The organism is Leclercia adecarboxylata, assembly GCF_023639785.1.
Lineage (GTDB): Bacteria > Pseudomonadota > Gammaproteobacteria > Enterobacterales > Enterobacteriaceae > Enterobacter > Enterobacter adecarboxylatus_D.
Genome location: NZ_CP098325.1, coordinates 3,534,770 through 3,549,331, shown reverse-complemented (window position 1 = coordinate 3,549,331; position 14,562 = coordinate 3,534,770). Strand labels below are relative to the sequence as shown.

Annotated in this window: 16 protein-coding genes and 1 other RNA gene; 10 read left to right on the top strand and 7 right to left on the bottom strand. The window is 56.6% G+C overall.

Annotated features, from left to right (window positions below; translation table 11 throughout):
* Window position 1 precedes the first annotated feature (1 nt).
* Genes NB069_RS16805 through hpxK form a run of 5 tightly spaced genes read left to right on the top strand, consistent with a single transcriptional unit; the run spans window position 2 to window position 4,557 of the window.
* Window positions 2–667 (top strand): amino acid ABC transporter permease, encoded by a 666-nt coding sequence (locus tag NB069_RS16805; protein ID WP_250585363.1) that lies wholly within the window; start codon window positions 2–4, stop codon window positions 665–667.
* Window positions 667–1,323 carry an amino acid ABC transporter permease gene (locus NB069_RS16800; RefSeq protein ID WP_250589537.1) on the top strand — a complete coding sequence of 219 codons (657 nt, stop codon included), beginning with the start codon at window positions 667–669 and terminating at the stop codon, window positions 1,321–1,323. The genes NB069_RS16805 and NB069_RS16800 overlap by 1 nt, the downstream gene beginning before the upstream one ends.
* Window positions 1,304–2,041: an amino acid ABC transporter ATP-binding protein gene (locus NB069_RS16795; RefSeq protein WP_039030081.1), complete on the top strand. Its 738-nt coding sequence runs from the start codon at window positions 1,304–1,306 to the stop codon at window positions 2,039–2,041. Before NB069_RS16800 ends, NB069_RS16795 begins: the two co-directional genes overlap by 20 nt.
* Window positions 2,042–2,056: 15 nt before the next feature.
* Complete coding sequence (locus NB069_RS16790; protein ID WP_250585361.1) at window positions 2,057–3,298, top strand: pyridoxal-phosphate-dependent aminotransferase family protein; 1,242 nt, start codon at window positions 2,057–2,059, stop codon at window positions 3,296–3,298.
* The gene (hpxK, locus tag NB069_RS16785; RefSeq protein ID WP_250585359.1) at window positions 3,295–4,557 is read left to right on the top strand and encodes an allantoate amidohydrolase; all 1,263 of its coding nucleotides are present in this window, start codon (window positions 3,295–3,297) and stop codon (window positions 4,555–4,557) included. Before NB069_RS16790 ends, hpxK begins: the two co-directional genes overlap by 4 nt.
* A gap of 104 nt (window positions 4,558–4,661) precedes the next feature.
* Here the strand turns inward: hpxK and ssrA are convergent.
* Together ssrA and smpB are read right to left on the bottom strand one after the other, a co-directional pair.
* Window positions 4,662–5,025: a transfer-messenger RNA gene (ssrA, locus tag NB069_RS16780) on the bottom strand.
* Between the two features lie 90 nt (window positions 5,026–5,115).
* A complete protein-coding gene (smpB, locus tag NB069_RS16775; protein WP_039030084.1) occupies window positions 5,116–5,598 on the bottom strand; it encodes an SsrA-binding protein SmpB in 483 nt (160 codons plus the stop codon).
* Between the two features lie 155 nt (window positions 5,599–5,753).
* Here smpB and NB069_RS16770 point away from each other — a divergent pair, with 155 nt between their 5' ends.
* Window positions 5,754–6,191 carry a type II toxin-antitoxin system RatA family toxin gene (locus NB069_RS16770; protein ID WP_197080107.1) on the top strand — a complete coding sequence of 146 codons (438 nt, stop codon included), beginning with the start codon at window positions 5,754–5,756 and terminating at the stop codon, window positions 6,189–6,191.
* Window positions 6,181–6,468, top strand: coding sequence for an RnfH family protein (locus tag NB069_RS16765; protein ID WP_250585357.1), 288 nt, complete (start codon window positions 6,181–6,183; stop codon window positions 6,466–6,468). The genes NB069_RS16770 and NB069_RS16765 overlap by 11 nt, the downstream gene beginning before the upstream one ends.
* A 79-nt stretch (window positions 6,469–6,547) precedes the next feature.
* On the opposite strand, the gene bamE is transcribed toward NB069_RS16765, so the two are convergent.
* From bamE to nadK, 3 genes are all read right to left on the bottom strand, one after another.
* On the bottom strand, window positions 6,548–6,889 hold the full coding sequence (gene bamE / locus NB069_RS16760; protein ID WP_250585355.1) for an outer membrane protein assembly factor BamE: 342 nt from the start codon (window positions 6,887–6,889) through the stop codon (window positions 6,548–6,550).
* 151 nt (window positions 6,890–7,040) lie between these two features.
* Window positions 7,041–8,702: a DNA repair protein RecN gene (gene recN, locus NB069_RS16755; RefSeq protein ID WP_250585353.1), complete on the bottom strand. Its 1,662-nt coding sequence runs from the start codon at window positions 8,700–8,702 to the stop codon at window positions 7,041–7,043.
* An 85-nt stretch (window positions 8,703–8,787) separates the two neighbouring features.
* Entirely contained in the window at window positions 8,788–9,666 is an 879-nt protein-coding gene (gene nadK, locus NB069_RS16750; RefSeq protein ID WP_039030089.1) for an NAD(+) kinase, read from the bottom strand.
* Window positions 9,667–9,787: 121 nt separating this feature from the next.
* Between nadK and grpE the strand changes: the two genes are divergently transcribed.
* Window positions 9,788–10,381 carry a nucleotide exchange factor GrpE gene (gene grpE, locus NB069_RS16745; RefSeq protein ID WP_250585351.1) on the top strand — a complete coding sequence of 198 codons (594 nt, stop codon included), beginning with the start codon at window positions 9,788–9,790 and terminating at the stop codon, window positions 10,379–10,381.
* 52 nt (window positions 10,382–10,433) lie between these two features.
* On the opposite strand, the gene NB069_RS16740 is transcribed toward grpE, so the two are convergent.
* Both NB069_RS16740 and NB069_RS16735 read right to left on the bottom strand, forming a co-directional pair.
* Window positions 10,434–11,720 carry an HlyC/CorC family transporter gene (locus NB069_RS16740; protein WP_250589536.1) on the bottom strand — a complete coding sequence of 429 codons (1,287 nt, stop codon included), beginning with the start codon at window positions 11,718–11,720 and terminating at the stop codon, window positions 10,434–10,436.
* An 18-nt stretch (window positions 11,721–11,738) separates the two neighbouring features.
* Window positions 11,739–12,530 (bottom strand): cytochrome C assembly family protein, encoded by a 792-nt coding sequence (locus NB069_RS16735; protein WP_250585349.1) that lies wholly within the window; start codon window positions 12,528–12,530, stop codon window positions 11,739–11,741.
* A gap of 166 nt (window positions 12,531–12,696) precedes the next feature.
* Between NB069_RS16735 and ffh the strand changes: the two genes are divergently transcribed.
* Together ffh and rpsP are read left to right on the top strand one after the other, a co-directional pair.
* Window positions 12,697–14,058, top strand: coding sequence for a signal recognition particle protein (gene ffh / locus NB069_RS16730; RefSeq protein ID WP_250585347.1), 1,362 nt, complete (start codon window positions 12,697–12,699; stop codon window positions 14,056–14,058).
* Window positions 14,059–14,305: 247 nt separating this feature from the next.
* A complete protein-coding gene (gene rpsP / locus NB069_RS16725) occupies window positions 14,306–14,554 on the top strand; it encodes a 30S ribosomal protein S16 (protein ID WP_003863133.1) in 249 nt (82 codons plus the stop codon).
* The last annotated feature ends 8 nt before the right edge of the window (window positions 14,555–14,562 follow it).

Genomic DNA, 14,562 nt, shown 5'->3' with positions numbered 1-14,562 from the left:
CATGAAGGAGCAACTTGATTTTTCGGCGCTCTGGCCCCTGTGGCCGGAGCTGATGGCGGGGCTGTGGGTCACAGTTCAGCTGACCCTGCTGGCGACGGCAGGCGGTCTGCTGACAGGCATTGTCGGCGCGGCCATTCGCAGCGGGCCTCCCACGTGGTTAAGCCGGATTTGGGGCGGGTATGTGGAGGTGATCCGCAACACGCCATTTGTGGTTCAGCTCTTTTTTATCGTCTTCGGCTTGCCGAATCTGGGCCTGAAGATGACCGCAGGCGAAGCCGCGCTGCTGGCGATGATCGTAAACCTTGGGGCGTACAGTACTGAAATCGTGCGGGCCGGGATTCAGGTGACGCCAAAAGGCCAGTGGGAGGCGGGGCGTGTACTGGGGCTGAGCCGGATGCAGACTTTTATCCAGGTCGTTCTGCCGCCTGCGCTACAGCGCATTTATCCCGCCCTGGTAAGCCAGTGCATTATTGTGATGCTTGGATCGTCAGTGGTGTCGCAGGTCTCTTATGAAGAGCTGACCTTCGCTGCCAACCTGATTCAGTCGCGCACCTTCCTCAGCTTTGAGGTTTATCTGGTGACGACGGGCATCTATCTGGTGCTGTCGATAACGATGCGTCAGCTGATGATGGCGGCGGGGCGAAAATGGCTGGGGGTGCAGGCATGATGACAACCTTTACCGACTGGGACATTGTCCGCAACTTACTGCTGGCCGGGCGCTGGACGGTGCTGCTCTCTCTGGTGGCCTTTGTTGGCGGCGGGCTGGTGACATTGCCGCTTTTACTGCTGCGTCTGTCCGCAGGCCGTCAGGTGAAGCGCCTCATCCGCGGTTATGTCGAGCTGTTTCAGGGCACGCCGCTGCTGATGCAGCTGTTCCTCGCCTTTTTCGGCGTGGCGCTGTTTGGCATCGACGTTTCCGCCTGGACCGCAGCGTCGATGGCCCTGACGTTTTACACCAGCGCTTTTCTGCTCGATATCTGGTTTGGCAGCATCCGTGCCCTGCCGAAAGGGCAGTGGGAAGCATCCCGCTGCCTGGGCCTGAGCTTTGGCCAGACGCTTTGTCGGGTGATTGCACCCCAGGCGATGCGCATTGCTATCGCCCCGACGGTGGGTTTTGCCGTGCAGGTGATCAAGGGCACGGCGCTGGCGTCAATCATCGGTTTTATCGAGCTGACGAAGGCCGGGACGATGCTGACTAACGTGACGTATCAACCGTTTAAAGTCTTTGCGCTGGTGGCGCTGGGCTACTTCATTCTGTGTTACCCGCTGTCCCGCTACAGCCGCTATCTGGAGAATAAATTCAATGCCTCTCATCACCATTAACCAGATGCAGAAGTATTACGGCGATAACCACGTGCTCAAGGGTGTCGATCTGGATATCGATATGGGAGAAGTTATCTCGATTATTGGCCGCAGCGGGTCAGGAAAAAGCACGTTGCTGCGCTGTATCAACGGCCTGGAGGGCTATCAGGACGGCAGCATCAAGCTCGGCGGAATGACCATAACCGACCGCGATTCCCAGGCGCGGGAAATCAGTCGCTCGATTGGCATGGTTTTCCAGAACTTTAACCTGTTCCCGCATATGACGGCTCTGGAAAACGTGATGCTGGCGCCGCGTCGGGTGCTGAAGAAAAGTGCCGCCGAATGCCGTGACCTTGCCCGACGCATGCTGGAGAAGGTCGGTCTTGGTGACCGGCTGGATTACTATCCCTCCAGTCTTTCCGGTGGTCAGCAGCAGCGGGTGGCGATTGCCCGCGCCCTGGCGATGTCGCCAAAAGTATTACTCTGTGACGAGATCACCTCGGCGCTGGATCCTGAGCTGGTGGGGGAAGTCCTCAAGGTGCTGGAGCAGCTGGCGGCAGAGGGCATGACCCTGATTCTCGTGACCCATGAAATGAATTTTGCCCGTGAAGTGGGCGATCGCGTGGTGTTTATGCATCAGGGACGCGTCTGGGAGCAGGGTGACAGCAAAACGCTGTTCGCCAGCCCGCAAACCAGCGAACTGAAGCAGTTTATCTCCTCCGTGCGCGGTCTCAATTAACGTAAGGACTTTAAGATGGATGTCTCCTCCTTTTCGCAAATCAACCCGCCGTCGCGTCTGCTGATGGGCCCGGGCCCGATCAACGCCGATCCTCGCGTACTGCGTGCCATGTCAAGCCAGCTTATCGGCCAGTATGACCCGGCGATGACGCACTACATGAACGAAGTGATGGCGCTTTACCGTGGCGTATTCCGCACTGAAAACCGCTGGACGATGCTGGTGGACGGCACCTCGCGGGCGGGGATCGAAGCGATCCTGGTTTCAGCCATCCGTCCCGGCGATAAAGTGCTGGTGCCGGTGTTTGGCCGCTTCGGCCATCTTTTGTGCGAAATCGCCCGTCGCTGCCGGGCGGAGGTGCACACCATCGACGTCCCCTGGGGAGAGGTCTTTACCCCGGACCAGATTGAAGACGCCATCAAACGGGTACGCCCGCGTCTGCTGCTGACGGTGCAGGGAGATACCTCCACCACCATGCTGCAGCCGCTGGCGGAGCTGGGGGAAATCTGCCGCCGTTACGATGTGTTGTTCTACACCGATGCTACTGCTTCCCTGGGCGGTAACCCGCTGGAAACCGATGCCTGGCAACTGGACGCCGTTTCAGCCGGGATGCAGAAGTGCCTTGGCGGGCCGTCGGGTACTTCGCCCATTACGCTCAGCGCGCGCATGGAGGAGGTTATCCGCCGCCGCAAATGCGTTGAAGAAGGTATTCGCACCGATGCGCACCTCGATGGTGTTGATGAAATGGTGTACTCCAACTATTTCGATCTTGGCATGATCATGGATTACTGGGGGCCGGAGCGACTCAATCACCATACTGAAGCCACGTCGGCGCTGTTTGCCGCCCGGGAGTGCGCGCGTCTGATCCTTCAGGAAGGCCTCGATAAGGGTATCGCCCGCCATAAGCTGCACGGTGATGCGCTGGTGAAAGGCATTCAGGGAATGGGGCTGGAGACGTTCGGCGACCTCAGACATAAGATGAACAACGTGCTTGGCGTGGTGATCCCTCAGGGTATCAACGGGGATCAGGTGCGCAAACTGATGCTCGACGATTTCGGTATTGAGATCGGTACGTCGTTCGGGCCGCTGCACGGTAAGGTGTGGCGTATTGGCACCATGGGCTATAACGCGCGTAAAGCGTGCGTGATGACGACACTCACTGCGCTGGAATCGGTGTTGAACTATCTCAAATTCCCTACGACCCAGGGCGCCGCGATGCAGGCTGCGTGGGATCACTACTGTGCTGAGAGCGGGCAATGAGTAAACCAATACGCCAGCAGGCGGAGTGGCAGCAGGCTGCGGCGAGAGTGATGGCGCGTGCCGACGTGCTGGCCGCCATCAGCGAGACGCCAGGGGCATTGACGCGTGTCTATTTATCCCCTCAACACCTGCAGGCCAATCAGCAGGTCGCGCTGTGGATGAGCCAGGCGGGAATGACCGTCTGGCAGGACAGCGTAGGCAATATCTGTGGCCGTTACGAAGGTCAGCAGGAAGGGGCGCCGGCCATTCTGCTGGGCTCCCATCTTGATACGGTACGTAATGCCGGGCGCTACGACGGTATGCTGGGCGTGCTTACGGCGATCGAGGTGGTCCACAATCTGCACCGACAGGGGCGGCATCTGGCGAAAGCGATAGAGATTGTCGGCTTTTGCGATGAAGAGGGAACGCGATTCGGCATTACGCTGCTCGGCAGCCGGGGGCTGACCGGTACCTGGCCTGACGGCTGGCTGGCGCAGACCGATGCAGAGGGGATCAGCGTGGCGCAGGCGATGGTGCAGGCCGGGCTGGATCCGGCGCGCATCAGCCTTGCTGAACGTCGCGCAGAGGAATTTGCCGCTTATCTCGAACTGCATATCGAGCAGGGCCCCTGTCTGGAGCAGGAGGGGCTGGCCCTGGGCGTCGTCGAGGCGATCAACGGGGCGCGCCGCCTGAACTGCTGCTTTACCGGCGAGGCAGGACACGCGGGAACGGTGCCGATGAACCAGCGTAAAGATGCGCTGGCCGCCGCCGCCGAGTGGATGATGCGCATTGAGGCCATGACCGGCGAACGGGGCGGGAATCTGGTTGCTACCGTGGGTACGCTGCGCCTCGCACCGGGGGCGGTAAACGTTATCCCCGGTGACGTGTCGCTTACGCTCGATATTCGCGGGCCAAATAACGAGCCGCTTGATTCGCTGTTAAATACGCTGCTGGCAGAGGCGCAGCAGATTGCTGCCCGCCGAAAGCTACACTTCAGCGCCGAGACCTTTTATCGTATTGCCGCCACCGCCTGCGACAGCCGTCTACAGCAGATACTCCGTGACGCAGTGCAGGAGGTGCAGGGACGTTCGCTGACCTTGCCGAGCGGTGCCGGGCACGATGCCATCGCTATTGCCGGGCGTTGGCCGGTGGGAATGCTCTTTGTGCGCTGCAAAGGGGGAATCAGTCACCATCCCGCCGAGTCGGTTACTGCGGAAGATGTTGCACTGGCACTGGATGCCTTCTCACGTGCGGTCTTTGCGTCAGGTGGGCTGGAATAAGCCTGGTATCTCGATTTTCTGGATACAAAAAAGCCCGCAGGGCTTGCGCCATGCGGGCTTTCAGGACTTCGTATCAGGCTCTGGTGACCGTTAACAAAGAATTTTGGTGGAGCTGGCGGGAGTTGAACCCGCGTCCGAAATTTCTACATCCTCGGCACTACATGCTTAGTCAGTCTTTACATTCGCACGCCAGCTGCGGACAGACACGCCACTAACGAACTAGCCTGATTAGTTTTAACGCTTCAACCCCAGGCAGGATTTCCACGCGATCTCTTTTGGGTTTGACCTCTCTTTGATCCCCGTCTTAAGAGCGGAAGCTAGGGAGAGAGGGCTCTTAGCAGGTTATTAAGCTGCTAAAGCGTAGTTTTCGTCGTTTGCGACTATTTTTTTGCGGCTTTTTACGAGGCAAACCGCCCCTCGGCATGCACCTTGGGTTTCGCAAATCCCGTCGAATCCAGAATCAGCCCCAATAGTGTTACAGCAAGTATACCAGAAATCGCAGCCCGGATACCACCCCGGAACGCTAACTTATTGAATCGCTCAATAAGTATCCGAATATTAACGGCCTGCGTGCTTCATGATGCGCGCTTTATCTACCTGCCATTCACGATCTTTTGCATCGTTACGTTTGTCGTGCTGCTTCTTACCTTTCGCCACGCCGATTTTCACTTTGCACCAGGCGTTCTTCCAGTACAGCGACAGAGCGAGGACGGTGTAGCCTTCGCGGTTGATACGCCCGAAGAGCGAGTCCAGCTCTCGTTTGTTCAACAGTAGCTTACGGGTGCGGGTCGGATCGCAGACGTAGTGGGAGGAAGCAACGGTCAGCGGCTGAAAGTTTGCGCCAAACAGAAAGGCTTCGCCGTCTTTGAAGATCACGTAGCTGTCACCGATGTTGGCTTTACCCGCACGCAGCGATTTAACTTCCCAGCCCTGCAGCGCAAGGCCAGCTTCGAATTCTTCTTCAATGAAATACTCGTGGCGGGCACGCTTGTTGAGCGCAATGGTTGCCGAGCCAGGTTTATGTGCTTTTTTCTTCGTCATAAGTGTCGTAAAGCCGTAGGTAATCTGATGTCAAAAGTCACCTCATTGCGTCCTGTGAGGTCTAACGCGCTATATTAGCATGAGATAAGGCTCAGCGTTTTTTTAACAGGTGATAAATGTTATTATTTGTTGGTTGTTTGATCAGGAAAAATGTTATGCCTCAGATTAGTCGTACTGCGCTTGTCCCATACAGTGTGGAACAGATGTACCAGTTAGTGAATGACGTTCAGTCATATCCGCAGTTTATCCCGGGGTGCACCGGGAGCCGCGTGCTGGAGTCAGGCCCGACGCAAATGACGGCGGCAGTGGACGTCTCCAAAGCCGGGATCAGCAAAACCTTCACCACCCGTAATACGCTGACCAATAACCAGAGTATTCTGATGCATCTGGTGGACGGTCCTTTCAAAAAACTGATGGGTGGATGGAAGTTCGTTCCGCTGAGCGCCGATGCCTGCCGAATCGAATTCCATCTCGACTTCGAGTTCACCAACGCACTTATCGAGCTGGCGTTTGGTCGCATCTTCAAAGAACTGGCAGCCAATATGGTTCAGGCGTTCACGGTACGCGCCAAAGAGGTCTACAGTGCAGCCTGAGATCGTGGTGGAAGTGGCCTACGCGCTGCCGGAGAAGCAGTATCTGCAGCGCGTCACGCTTCAGGAAGGGGCGACCGTTGAAGAGGCGATCCGGGCTTCGGGCCTGCTGACATTGCGTAACGATATCGATCTGGCGAAAAACAAAGTCGGGATTTACAGCCGTCCGGTCAAGCTGGCCGATGCGGTTAAAGACGGCGACCGGGTAGAGATTTACCGTCCGCTGATTGCCGATCCGAAGGAGCTGCGTCGACAGCGTGCGGAGAAAGCTGCTAAATAAGCGGGATTTCCCAGGACTACAGGTAGCAAGAGAAAACAAAAAAGGTGCTCATTGAGCACCTTTTTGCGTTTCAGAAACCTTACTCTTTGGTGAGCGCCGGTTTGTTGTCGATGTTAGTCAGAACGCCGCTGCTGTTAAAGGTCAGCGTCAGGGTCTGCTGCGTCACACCTTCATGCCCTGGCTGCTGGCGGAAGACGTAGAACCAGGTATTGGTGCCGAACGGATCGGACATCATCGGCGTGCCCAGGGCATAAGCAACCTGCTGCTGCGTCATACCGACGCGAATTTTCGACACATCGTTAGGAGCGAGATAATTCCCCTGGTTGATGTCAGGGCGGTAAACCACTTTTTCCAGAGTGGAGCAGCCTGCGGTCATCATCAGAAGAACCGCAGCGGCAGCGGTCAGCGTTTTACAGCGCATAGTGATTTGATTCCTTTTCGGGCCCGGGCAATACGCGACGGCTCATATGTAATATGCCGATGATAATAGACCTTTCACCACATTAAAACCTCTGGCGTCCGGTCTGTCGGCGTTTTTATTGTTCTGTATGACCCTGAGATACCGAAAAAGTTTAGGCAGCCAGCAGTTCTTTCGCGTTTGCCAGGGTATTGCGGGTGACTTCACTGCCCCCCAGCAGACGCGCCAGCTCCTGCAGGCGGGCACGTTTGTCCAGCGGCTGCATATGCGTTTCGGTCATCTCGCCGTCGGTTTCCTTACTGACGAAGAAGTGATGATGCCCGCATCCGGCCACCTGCGGTAAGTGGGTAACGCACATTACCTGCGTGGACTCACCAAGCTGGCGAAGCAGTTTACCTACCACCGCTGCGGTCGGGCCGCTGATACCGACATCGACTTCATCGAAGATCAGCGCCGGGGTTTCCATTTTCTTCGCGGTAATCACCTGAATCGCCAGGGCAATACGCGACAGCTCACCGCCAGACGCGACGCGGGAGATGGCCTGCAGCGGCTGACCCGGGTTGGTGGTCACGCGGAATTCGACGCGGTCTGCGCCGTCAGCCGTCAGGTGGTTAGCTTCGAAATTCACATCGATGGTGAAAACACCGTGCGGCATTGAGAGCATATGCATACTCTCGGTAATGTGCTGACTGAGTTCCTGCGCATAGCGTTGACGGACGTCGTGCAACTGCGTAGCCGTTTCCAGAGCCTGCTGGTGATGCACGCTGACCGCCAGAGAGAGGGTCTCCAGCGAGTCGGCCTGATCGTCGAGCTGATGCTGCTCATCCAGCAGGGACTGGTGGAAGCCAGGCAGCTCCTCGGGCGAAACGTGGTGCTTACGCGCAAGGGAGATCTGGCGCGAAATACGCTGTTCCAGTTCAAACAGGCGGTTAGGATCGAGATCCAGACGCTCGCAGTAGTGGCGCAGCTCGTCGCTGGCTTCAGAGATCTGAATCGCAGCCTCTTCCAGCATATCGAGCATGCCGGAGACTTTGCTGTCCATGCCTGCCAGTTCGGTGACTAACTGACGCACGCTGTAAAGCTGGCTTTGCAGATTCACCTCTTCGCCGTCGGCCAGTAAGTTCAGGGCCTGCTGGCTGGTGGAGAGCAGCTGGCCGCTATTGGCTAGGCGCTTATACTCTTCGTCAATCTGCTCAAACTCGCCCGCCTGAGGGCTGAATTCGTTCAGCTCTTTCAACTGATACGCCAGCAGCTCGGCGCGGGCCGCACGCTCCTGGCTCTGCTGTTGATGCAGCGCCAGTTCGCGGCAGCTCTGGTGCCACTGACGATAGTGGGTCGCCATCAGCTGCATGAGGGCAGCCTCACCGGCATAGCCGTCGAGCAGGGATTTCTGCTGTTCAGGTTTGATAAGCTGCTGATGGGCGTGCTGGCCGTGGATCTGAATTAACAGCTGACCCAGTTCGCGCAGCTGGGACAGGGGCACCGCAGTACCGTTGATAAAGCCCCGGGAGCGGCCGTCGCTGCTGAGGACGCGGCGAAGTAAGCACTCACGCCCATCTTCAAGCTGGTTCTGCTCAAGCCAGCGCAGGGCGGCGGGTGTATCCTTGAGGGAAAAACGGGCGCAGAGATCGGCGCGGCTGGCACCGGCGCGCACCATGTTGCCATCAGCACGACCACCGAGGCAGAGCCCAAGCGCGTCAATCGCAATAGATTTACCGGCCCCGGTCTCCCCGGTGATGGCCGTCATCCCGCTGTTGAAATCAATTTCGAGCTCACGAACGATGGCGAAGTTGCTGATGGTCAGTTGTGCCAGCATAAACGTTTTCCTGTATGAAAAACCATGACTGTGTTTGTGTACAGTATAATCTGGTTTTTTATACAGTAAAGTGCTGGATGCTATTTCAGAACAATTTTTTCGACCAGCCTAGCTTGGAGCTTAATGTGTTGAAATAGCTGTAGTCTTTGGGGTGGATAAGATTCAGGTGATAATCACAGCGGCGGATCAGCACGTCTTCGCCTTCCTGAATTGGCAGCGCGATTTGGCTGTCGCAGCTGATCTCGAGGTCATTACGGCGGTGCGAAAAACGCAGACGAATAGTGCTGCTGCTGTTAATCACCAGCGGGCGGGCTGAAAGGGTATGCGGGAACATCGGCACCAGAGTGATGGCATCCAGTGAGGGCGTCAGGATCGGGCCACCCGCCGAGAGCGAGTAGGCCGTGGAGCCGGTCGGCGTGGAGATAATCAGCCCGTCGGAGCGCTGCGAGAAGGCAAAGATTTCGTCGATATAGACTTCAAACTCAATCATATGCGCCACTTTTCCCGGGTGCAGCACCACTTCGTTGATGGCGGTGCTGATCCGTTTCTGGCAGTCCTGCTGACACACCTGGGCTTCCAGCAGGAAGCGTTTTTCACTGATATAGTGACCTTCCAGCACGTCGGCGAGCTGCTGCTGGGCATTATCCGGATCGAGATCGGTTAAAAAGCCCAGGTTGCCACGGTTGATACCAATGACTTTAATATCGTACCGGGCGAGGGTGCGCGCGGCTCCCAGCATATTTCCGTCGCCGCCGACCACCACCGCCAGGTCAGCCTGCTGGCCAATTTCCGCCAGCGTGCCGGTTTTGACATTTTTTAGCTGCAGTTCCTGGGCAATTTGCTGTTCAACAATCACGTCATAGTTTTTCGCGCACAGCCAGCGATAGAGCATTTCATGTGTCGTCAACGCAGTAGGGTGACGTGGATGACCGACAATCCCAATACACTTGAAATGGTTGCTCATTTTCTGAAGGTCCTTGTGCGAATGAATGATGACAATGTGGCTTGTTCCCTTGAATCCCGGAAACTGATCCCCATAATAAGCGAAGTTAGCGAGTTGAATGCAGAAAAACGCGGAGAAATTCATGAGTAGTAAAGAACAGAAAACGCCTGAGGGGCAAGCCCCGGAAGAAATTATCACGGAGCAGCACGAAGAGGTTGAGGCTGTAGAGCCTGAGGCCGGTGCTGAGCAGGTGGATCCGCGCGATGAAAAAATTGCGAATCTGGAAGCTCAGTTAACTGAAGCCCAGAACCGCGAGCGCGATGGCATCCTGCGTATCAAGGCAGAGATGGAAAACCTGCGTCGTCGTACCGAGCTGGACGTTGAAAAGGCGCATAAATTTGCGCTGGAAAAATTTGTCAACGAACTGCTGCCGGTTATCGACAGCCTGGATCGTGCCCTGGAAGTAGCGGATAAAGCGAACCCGGATATGGCGCCGATGGTTGAAGGGATTGAGCTGACGCTGAAATCCATGCTCGACGTGGTGAAGAAGTTTGGCGTGGAAGTGGTAGCCGATACCAACGTGCCGATGGATCCGAACGTGCATCAGGCGATTGCGATGGTGGAGTCTGAAGAGGTTGCTGCCGGTAACGTACTGATGGTGATGCAGAAAGGTTATACCCTGAACGGCCGTACCATTCGCGCGGCGATGGTCTCCGTGGCGAAAGCTAAGGCGTAATCGCCTCCCCTAGTGCCGGGTGGCGGCGTCGCCTCACCCGGCCTGTTAGATTTTACTCCGCAATGCTCTCCCTGAGCGGTTTCACCGGCACGACCTTCACCTGCTTAATCATATTGTCCTGCACGTCCAGAATATCAATATCATACTGACCAATCCGCACCCGCGTGCCTGCCGCCGGGATCTCCTCCAGCGCTTCCAGAATCATGCCGTTAATGGTCCGGGCTTCCTCTTCCGGCATCTGCCAGTTAAAGGCTTTATTGAGTTCACGGACGTTCGCGCTCCCGTCAATCAGCACCGAGCCGTCGTTTAGCGGTGTGACTTCTTCGGCAAGGGTAGGGGACATGGAGGTGGTAAAGTCGCCGACAATCTCCTCCAGAATATCCTCTACCGTCACCAGGCCCTGGATATCGCCATACTCATCGACCACCAGGCCTACTTTCTTTTTATTACGCTGGAATTTAATCAGCTGGGTGCTGAGCGGTGTGCCTTCCGGGATGTAGTAGATCTCATCCGCCGCGCGCAGCATCACCTCTTTGGTGAACTCTTTTTTCTCGGTCATCAGACGATAGGCCTCGCGCACGCGCAGCATGCTGATGGTGTCGTCCAGTGAATCCCGGTACAGCACGATGCGGCCGTGCGGAGAGTGGGTCAGCTGGCGGACAATGGCTTTCCAGTCATCGTTAATGTCGATACCGACGATCTCATTGCGCGGCACCATGATGTCGTCCACGCTGATCTTCTCCAGATCCAGCACCGAGAGCAGCATATCCTGATTGCGGCGGGAGATTTGCGAGCGCGACTCATGCACAATGGTGCGCAGTTCATCTTTGCTCAGCGCACTGCTGACCACCCCATCCGCTTTGATACCCACCATGCGCATCAGCACCCGGGTCACACCGTTTAACAGCCACACCAGCGGCATCATCAAAACGAGCATCGGCGCCAGCAGGAAGCTGCTGGGATAGGCGACCTTCTCAGGATAGAGGGCAGCGATGGTCTTCGGTAACACTTCGGCAAAGACCAACACCACAAACGTCAGCACCCCGGTGGCGATAGCGACCCCGGCGTTGCCGTACAGACGCATGCCGACAATGGTGCCCAGCGCGGAGGCGAGGATATTGACGAGGTTGTTGCCGATAAGCACCAGGCTTATCAGGCGATCCGGCTTACGCAGCAGTTTTTCTACACGACGAGCGGCGCGGTTACCCTGTTTGGCGCGATGACGTAACCGGTAACGGTTCAGCGTCATCATGCCGGTCTCTGAGCCGGAGAAATAGGCCGAGATAACTACCATGACGATCAGGGTAACGATCAGCGTGGTAGTGGAGATGTGTTCCAGGGGGAACTCCTTTGTTGCTTAGCCGGCGAGTTGCTGAATGACGCGGCTACCAAAATAGGCCAGAGTCAGGAGGCCTGCTCCCGCCACGTTGAACCAGACCACGCGGCGACCGCGCCAGCCTTCATGATAATGGCCCCATAACAGGACAATATAGACAAACCACGCGATGATGGAGAGCACGGCCTTATCAATATTCTCCATGCTGAAGAGATTGTGCATATAAAACAGGCCGGTACTCAGGGTCAGGGTCAGCAGGACCACCCCGACCTGAGTGATGTGAAACATCTTGCGTTCGATGGTCATCAGCGGCGGCATTTCGTTACTGAAGGCCAGCCTTTTGTTTTTCAGTTGGTAATCAATCCACGCCAGCTGGAGCGCATACAGCGCGGCAATGATCAGCGTGGCATAGGAGAACAACGACAGGCCAATATGCACCATCATGCCCGGCGTCGTCTCAAGATGGGTGATGAACTCGTTCGGCACAAAGGTGGCAAAGGCCAGGTTGATCAGCGCAAAGGCATAGACAATGGGCAGCAGCAGCCAGCCGCGGTTTTTCGAGGCCACGATGGTCATTACCGTACAGATCATCAGGCTGACCAGCGAGCCGACGTTCAGCAGGCTCAGGTTTTGCCCGCTACCATCGCCCGGCAGGATGCGCGCTTCGAGCGCAAAAGCGTGGCTTATCAACGCGATGACCGCCGACAAAATAGCCATTCGCCGCCAGCCGCTGTTTTTTTGCAGCAGGCCAGGAATGATCAGCGCGAGGCTGACAGAGTAAGCGACGAGGGCGATCAGAGCGAAAACAGGCATAGAGGTGTCGACAGTTGTCCCGATAAGAAAGAGATGCAGTATAACGTTACGTGAGGCGTGCTCCAACCGTTGCATAACAACAAAGGCGCCTTCATGTTATACTGCGGCAAAATTCTGTGTACGTGTCGCGCCAGCGACCTAACGTTTCTACCCCAGGCGAGAGACAATGTTTGATAATTTAACCGATCGTTTGTCGCGCACGCTGCGCAACATCAGCGGCCGTGGACGCCTTACTGAAGACAACATCAAAGAGACGCTGCGCGAAGTGCGTATGGCGCTGCTTGAAGCAGACGTCGCGCTGCCGGTCGTCCGTGATTTCATCAACCGCGTAAAAGAGAAAGCGGTTGGTCATGAAGTTAACAAGAGCCTGACCCCGGGTCAGGAGTTCGTCAAAATTGTCCGCAATGAACTGGTTGCGGCGATGGGCGAAGAGAACCAGAGCCTGAACCTCGCGGCGCAACCGCCAGCAGTGGTGCTGATGGCCGGTCTGCAGGGTGCGGGTAAAACCACCAGCGTCGGTAAGCTGGGTAAATTCCTGCGCGAAAAGCACAAGAAGAAAGTGCTGGTCGTCTCTGCCGACGTTTATCGCCCGGCGGCGATCAAACAGCTGGAAACCCTGGCCGAACAGGTTGGGGTCGATTTCTTCCCGTCAGACGTGGCCCAGAAGCCTGTCGATATCGTTAATGCGGCGCTGAAAGAGGCGAAGCTGAAGTTTTACGACGTGCTGCTGGTGGATACCGCCGGTCGTCTGCACGTTGACGAAGCGATGATGGACGAGATCAAGCAGGTGCATGCCTCTATCAACCCGGTAGAGACCCTGTTCGTTGTCGACGCCATGACCGGTCAGGATGCGGCCAACACCGCGAAAGCGTTTAATGAAGCGCTGCCGTTAACCGGCGTGGTGCTGACCAAAGTGGACGGCGACGCCCGCGGCGGTGCGGCGCTCTCGATTCGTCATATCACCGGCAAGCCCATCAAATTCCTCGGCGTCGGCGAGAAGACCGAAGCGCTGGAGCCGTTCCACCCGGATCGTATTGCCTCCCGTATCCTCGGCATGGGCGACGTGCTGTCGCTGATCGAAGATATCGAGAGCAAAGTCGACCGCGCGCAAGCCGAGAAGCTGGCAACCAAGCTGAAAAAAGGCGACGGCTTCGATCTGACCGACTTCCTGGAGCAGCTGCGCCAGATGAAAAACATGGGCGGTATGGCGAGCCTGATGGGCAAGCTGCCGGGCATGGGCCAGATCCCGGACAACGTCAAATCGCAGATGGACGATAAAGTGCTGGTGCGGATGGAGGCGATTATCAACTCCATGACGCTGAAAGAGCGTGCGAAGCCGGAAATCATCAAAGGTTCACGTAAGCGCCGTATTGCAGCCGGTTGCGGCATGCAGGTGCAGGACGTTAACCGCCTTCTGAAACAGTTCGACGACATGCAGCGCATGATGAAGAAGATGAAGAAGGGCGGGATGGCCAAAATGATGCGGGGCATGAAAGGTATGATGCCACCAGGCTTCCCGGGTAGATAATCAGCCTGGCTTGTTGGCCATTTTGGCACCGGGGTGTGCTCGTCATCCTCACGTACTACGTGTACGCTCCGGTGACTGCGCGCACGCCGGCACCAAACTGACTGCACCGCCGACGGTCTTTTATTGCGGTCTTCGTAACTGCTGATTGCATTTTCCCCAAAAATCAGTAAAATTTTCGGGCTTTTAATATGACACCGGGCTCCTTCCCTCGATGGGGCCCGGTGTTTTATTCACACAAGAGGATGTTATGGTAACTATTCGTTTAGCACGTCACGGCGCGAAAAAGCGTCCGTTCTACCAGGTTGTTGTTACTGACAGCCGTAATGCACGCAACGGTCGCTTCATCGAGCGCGTTGGTTTCTTCAACCCACTGGCCGCTGGCGCAGAAGAAGAAACCCGTCTGGATCTGGATCGTATCGCTCACTGGGTTGGCCAGGGCGCTACCGTTTCCGATCGCGTTGCTACGCTGATCAAAGCAGCAAACAAAGCAGCTTAATCTGTCAC

Bases quoted from the DNA above. Each gene is read 5' to 3' on its own strand.
- nadK (WP_039030089.1), bottom strand. From the start codon at position 9,666: ATGAGCAACCATTTCAAGTGTATTGGGATTGTCGGTCATCCACGTCAC.
- ffh (WP_250585347.1), top strand. From the start codon at position 12,697: ATGTTTGATAATTTAACCGATCGTTTGTCGCGCACGCTGCGCAACATC.
- recN (WP_250585353.1), bottom strand. From the start codon at position 8,702: ATGCTGGCACAACTGACCATCAGCAACTTCGCCATCGTTCGTGAGCTC.
- smpB (WP_039030084.1), bottom strand. From the start codon at position 5,598: ATGACGAAGAAAAAAGCACATAAACCTGGCTCGGCAACCATTGCGCTC.
- rpsP (WP_003863133.1), top strand. From the start codon at position 14,306: ATGGTAACTATTCGTTTAGCACGTCACGGCGCGAAAAAGCGTCCGTTC.
- NB069_RS16735 (WP_250585349.1), bottom strand. From the start codon at position 12,530: ATGCCTGTTTTCGCTCTGATCGCCCTCGTCGCTTACTCTGTCAGCCTC.
- bamE (WP_250585355.1), bottom strand. From the start codon at position 6,889: ATGCGCTGTAAAACGCTGACCGCTGCCGCTGCGGTTCTTCTGATGATG.
- NB069_RS16795 (WP_039030081.1), top strand. From the start codon at position 1,304: ATGCCTCTCATCACCATTAACCAGATGCAGAAGTATTACGGCGATAAC.
- NB069_RS16790 (WP_250585361.1), top strand. From the start codon at position 2,057: ATGGATGTCTCCTCCTTTTCGCAAATCAACCCGCCGTCGCGTCTGCTG.
- hpxK (WP_250585359.1), top strand. From the start codon at position 3,295: ATGAGTAAACCAATACGCCAGCAGGCGGAGTGGCAGCAGGCTGCGGCG.
- NB069_RS16800 (WP_250589537.1), top strand. From the start codon at position 667: ATGACAACCTTTACCGACTGGGACATTGTCCGCAACTTACTGCTGGCC.
- grpE (WP_250585351.1), top strand. From the start codon at position 9,788: ATGAGTAGTAAAGAACAGAAAACGCCTGAGGGGCAAGCCCCGGAAGAA.
- NB069_RS16770 (WP_197080107.1), top strand. From the start codon at position 5,754: ATGCCTCAGATTAGTCGTACTGCGCTTGTCCCATACAGTGTGGAACAG.
- NB069_RS16805 (WP_250585363.1), top strand. From the start codon at position 2: ATGAAGGAGCAACTTGATTTTTCGGCGCTCTGGCCCCTGTGGCCGGAG.